A 4,915-nucleotide genomic window follows, 5' to 3' on the forward strand; every position below is an offset into this window, starting at 1 on the left:
ACCCGGTCGCCGACGCCCAGGTGCCGCAGTGTCAGCGTGTCGATGCCGATCGGCAGTCTCGGGCGGGTGACGCGGATTTCGCCATCCCAGCCGTCGATCTCCAGGCCAAGGCAGGCCTGCATCAGCATGAAGGCGGATCCCGCCGACCACGCTTGCGGCAGGCAAGCGACGGGATAGGCGATGGGTGCTTCGCCCGGCGCGCGTGTAAACCCGCAGAACAGTTCGGGCAGCCGCATGTTGAAATGGACCGCGGATTCGAATGTGCCGCTCATCAGGCGAACCACGCTTTCACGCTCGCCATAATGCGCCAGGCCGGCACCGCATATGGCGGTGTCGTGCGGCCAGATCGAGCCATTGTGGTACGACATCGGGTTAAAGAACACCGCATCGTCGGCAAGCGTCCTCAGCCCCCAGCCGGAATGGAAGGAGGCGGAAAGCAGCTGGTCGGCGACCATCTGGGCCCGCGCCGGCTCAGGCAATCCGACAAAGAGCAGATGCCCGGCATTCGAGGTCCGCACCTTGCAGGGCTCGCCGGCACCGTCGATCGCGAGGGCATAGAAGCCGAGATCGTCAAGCCAGAAATCGCGTTCCACCGCCACCCGCATCGCCTCGGCGCGGTCCTCCCAGTGTTCGGCTTTGTCGTCCTCGCCACGGCGGCGGGCAAGCTTGGCCAGCCCGCGGAAGGCGGCAAAGACATAGCCCTGCACTTCGACCAGGGCTATCGGGCCCTTGGGAATGCGGCCATCGGCATGGAAGACCGAATCGAAACTGTCCTTCCATCCCTGGTTTGCGAGGCCGGACTCGGCCGCTCGCTGGTAAGTCACGAATCCGGTCTCCCGGCCCGCCTCCTCCGTCCATTCGGCCGCCGCGCACAGCGAAGGCCACAGGCCGTCGATGAATGCCATGTCACCGGTACGATCGGCGTAGGCGCAAGCAAGATAGATGTAGAGCGGTGTCGTATCGACGCCACCGTAGTAGCGGCCGAAGGGAAGCTCCCGCAGCGCCACCATTTCGCCTTTGCGGGTCTCGTGCATGATCTTGCCCGGCTGCGAATCGCTGAACGGCGATGTCTCGGTCGCCTGATGCTGGGCCAGAAAGGCCAACACGCCCCGCGCCAGCCCGGGATTGAGCCACAGCATCTGCAGCGCCGAGATGACGCCGTCACGACCGAACGCCGTCGAGAACCAGGGGATGCCGGCATAGGGATAGGGGCCGGTCGCCAGTTCGGTGGTCAGCAGCGCGACATCGGCGCGGGCGCGCTCGACCCAATCGTTGAAGACACGGCCGGAGCTGCGCACCGTCGCGCCATGGCGACGTTTGGCCCGCATGCCAAAGCGGGCGCGTGCGGCAGCGGCGCGGAATCGGTCGCGGTCGGGCTTGTCGGCCACCTCGGGACCGACCTCGACATAGAGCACCTTCCTGCTGCGCTTGGTCACGGCGATCAGGAAATCGGCACGGTTGGCTGTCAGTTGGTCCGGCGCCTGCGAGAACGATATCGCAGAGAGGCGGGCCAGGCCATCGAGCCCGTCATAGCGCAGCAGGACCGACGTCGCGTCTGTTTCGGCGGCATGGGCCAGCCCGCGCTTCAGCCGTGTCGAGCCGCGCACTTCGAACATGTCGCGGAAATCGGCGGAATAGTGCAGGGAAACGCTGATCGTCGAGTGTTCCCGGCTGTAATTGGAAAGGGTGATGCGTTCGAACAGCCTGTCTTGCCAGAGCAGTCTGACGCGTTCGATGTGGATGGCTCCCTGCGGGATGTCGCGTCCCCCGGCGCTCTGTATCGGCAGATTGGTCAAATTGGTGGTGAACAGCACATTGTCCTGGCTGAGCGAGGCGCCGAGCAGCGATGTCTGCCTGCCGCCGACGGTCAGCCGGAACTCGGAAAGAACCCGTGTGTCGTCGCGAAAGAAACCGTCGCCGGCTCCGCGTATGTCGCCATAGGCGTCGGCAACCGCGAAGCAATCGCCCTGTTTGAGCGCAAACAGCCGATGCGGCTCGCGAGGTGCGGTGGCGTCGAGCGATGCAAGCGCAACCGCAGGATCGAGCTGGCGCTCATCGAGTTGGGCCATTCGTCAAAGATCCCTGTTGTTTCGTTGTCGTGGCTCGAGCACGTCGCTCAAGACGCCTTCGCCTCGGTCGGCACGCCGATCAGGCGTGCATAGGCGGCCAGATAGTCGCCGGCCATTCTTCGAGCGGAAAAACGCTTTTCAAAAACGGCCCTCACCTTGCGCCTGTCGAGTTGCAGCAAATCAGGCACCGCGGCGACCGCGCCATCCATCGTGTCAGCGATGAAACCGGTGACGCCTTGATCGATGATCTCGGACAGCGCACCGCAATTCCAGGCGATCACCGGCGTACCGCAAGCCATGGCCTCGATGGCGGCGAGCCCGAACGGCTCCGGCCAGTCGATCGGGAACAGCAGGCCGGCCGCCTTGCCGAGAAATTCCGCCTTCTGGTCCTCCTCGATCTCGCCGACATAGACGATGCGATCGCCGTCGATCAACGGTTCGACCACCTCGTGGAAATAGGCGCGGTCGTCGTCGCCGATCTTTGCCGCAAGCTTCAGCTTGAGCCCCGACCGCAAGGCGATCTCGATGGCGCGGTCCGGGCGCTTGTCGCGTGAGAACCGGCCGAGGAAGGCAAGGTAGGGTTCTTCCGCCGTCGTCTCGAAAGTCGGTTCGTAGAGAGTGGTCGGCAGCCCGTGATGGATCGTCGCCAGCCAATTGGCCTTGGCAAGGCCCGCCTTCTGGCTGTGCGAAATGGAAATCAGGGGAAAACGCGGAAACCGTTCATAGGCCGGCGCCAGGTCCACATAATCCAGCCTGCCATGCGGCGTCGTCACGGTGCGGTCGGCGAGATCCTCGAAGAAGGAAAAGTGCAGGAAATGGCTGAGGTGGAAGTGGATGACATCGAACTCCGACGCCCGGTCCCTCACCTGCGCAAGCATCGAAAGATGCGCAGCGATCTCGGATTTGAGCGGACGCGGATCGAGGCGCAGCGCGCGTTCCCGGCTGGCTACCAGCGTCGCGGAAGTCTGGCTGTCGCCACTGGCGAACAGCGTCACCTCATGGCCCAGATCGACCAGCGCTTCGGTTAGATACGAGACGATGCGCTCGGTGCCGCCATAGAGCCTTGGCGGCACCGATTCATAAAGCGGCGCGACATGGGCGATTTTCATATTCCATCCTGGATGCTGGGCATGCAGGTGTGAAATGCGTCAACGCCTCGATTGGTTCCGATTTTATGATCGAGCCGTCGGCACCAGAGGCCGCAGTCGGCATGCAACTGTGCGTCAAACGGATTGCGCGATCAGGGTCAGAAAGCCACCGCTCAGGGCGACATTGCCGACGAAGCCATTGATGCGGGACGCACGGTCCGGACCCTGATGGTCCCAGAAATTGTGGAACATCGGCGTGGCGACGATGAGGAACAGCAGCAGCACCGCGGCCGCGAGTGCCGTCCACAATCCTGCGATGACCAGCACGCCGGCGGCGATCTGAAGCACGATGCCGAGCCACAGCGCCAATCTTGCCTGCGGCACACCGCGCGCGGCCATCATATGGGTCAGGAAGGCCGCGTTCTGGATGTTGCGCAGGCCGGCGAAGACGAAGGCGCCGCCGAGCAACAGGCGAGCGAGAAACAACAAGGTCGAAGGCAAATCGGCAGGCATCAAACGCTCCCTTGGAAAGTGGAGCGCCGTCTTTCGACGGCGCTCCCAACATAAATGGACAATCAGGCGGCCTTGGCCGCCGGCATCGGGTGAATGGCCTGGAACGGAATGCACAGCCGGTTCCAGGTGTTGATCATGCCGAGCGCAACGGACAGCTTGACCAATTCCTCTTCCGAGAAATGCTCGAGCGTCTTTGCATAGAGCTCGTCCGGCACGCCATTGTTGGCGATCAGGGTGACGGCCTCGGTCCAGGCCAAGGCGGCGCGTTCGCGCTCGGAAAACAGCGGCGATTCCTTCCAGGCTGAAACCAGGTAGAGCCGCTGCTCGGTCTCGCCGTCGCGCCTCGCCTCGCGGCTATGCATCTCGACGCAGTACGAGCAGCCATTGATCTGCGACGCTCTGAGCTTGATCAGGTGCAGCAGGCTCACCTCGAGCCCGCATTCGTCCACCGCCTTGTTGAGCGCCGACACGGCCTTCATGATCTCCGGCGCCTTGGCGAAAAATTGCAGCCTCTGTTTCATCTTCTTGTCCTTTCAAATCTGCCTGGGTTTGGGTCGGCGGGGTTAACTGGATTTCTGCGGCCGCTGGTGGCGCTCGACGAAGGCGCAGCTCGCGGCAAGCGACCTGGGATCGCCTTCTGCCGCATAGGTGGCCACGATATCGGACAGCTTGGTCTCGGCGAGCGCGGCGCGATAGGCGCGCTCGGCCTTCAGCATCGCCGCGTTGATGCCGCAGGGTTTGACATAGGCTGAAGCATCGAGCTTCACCGGACCGCGCTGGCGGATCTCGCCGCAACGGAAGGCCGGCTCGCGGCCCTCGACGGCCAGCACGATGTCGAGCAGCGTGATGCGCTCGGCCGGCCGCGCCAGCCGATAGCCACCGGCAGGCCCGGGCACCGATTCCAGGATGCGCGCGGCGCTCAGCATGTTGAGATGCTTCAGCAGATAGCTAGGCGACAGGCCAAAGGCCTCGGCGAGAGCAGCGCCAGGCATGGTGCTGTTCCCCTCCACACTCGCCAGCGTGGCAGCGCAATGGATGGCTGCCTCAACGCCCTCGCCCAGCTTCATTGGATCGGCTCCTTTATCGTGGATACATAGTATCGTGGATAATTCTTATCTGCAATAGGAAAATGCAGAGTCGTCCGCTTTCGAAAAAGGAATACGTTGGTGATTGGCGAAATCGGCGATGACAGCGTCTTTCTCCCCGTCACTATACGGGGAGAAATGCCCGGCAGGGCAATGAGGG

General features: G+C 63.3%; 4 protein-coding genes and 1 pseudogene (1 of these 5 running past the window's edge). All 5 read right to left on the reverse strand.

The window, feature by feature from the left end; genetic code table 11:
• Nucleotides 1-2,069, reverse strand: a pseudogene (locus tag EOC06_RS25660) (glycogen debranching N-terminal domain-containing protein) (it extends 107 nt beyond the left edge of the window).
• A gap of 47 nt (nt 2,070-2,116) precedes the next feature.
• On the reverse strand, nt 2,117-3,178 hold the full coding sequence (locus tag EOC06_RS25665; protein ID WP_127396585.1) for a glycosyltransferase family 4 protein: 1,062 nt from the start codon (nt 3,176-3,178) through the stop codon (nt 2,117-2,119).
• 114 nt (nt 3,179-3,292) lie between these two features.
• Nucleotides 3,293-3,670 (reverse strand): DoxX family protein, encoded by a 378-nt coding sequence (locus tag EOC06_RS25670; protein WP_127382848.1) that lies wholly within the window; start codon nt 3,668-3,670, stop codon nt 3,293-3,295.
• A 62-nt stretch (nt 3,671-3,732) separates the two neighbouring features.
• The gene (locus EOC06_RS25675; protein WP_127269912.1) at nt 3,733-4,191 is read right to left on the reverse strand and encodes a carboxymuconolactone decarboxylase family protein; all 459 of its coding nucleotides are present in this window, start codon (nt 4,189-4,191) and stop codon (nt 3,733-3,735) included.
• Between the two features lie 42 nt (nt 4,192-4,233).
• Nucleotides 4,234-4,737, reverse strand: coding sequence for an Rrf2 family transcriptional regulator (locus EOC06_RS25680; protein ID WP_024501511.1), 504 nt, complete (start codon nt 4,735-4,737; stop codon nt 4,234-4,236).
• Nucleotides 4,738-4,915 lie beyond the last annotated feature (178 nt).

It is taken from the genome of Mesorhizobium sp. M7A.F.Ca.MR.362.00.0.0, from assembly GCF_004023175.1.
In the GTDB taxonomy this organism is placed as follows: domain Bacteria; phylum Pseudomonadota; class Alphaproteobacteria; order Rhizobiales; family Rhizobiaceae; genus Mesorhizobium.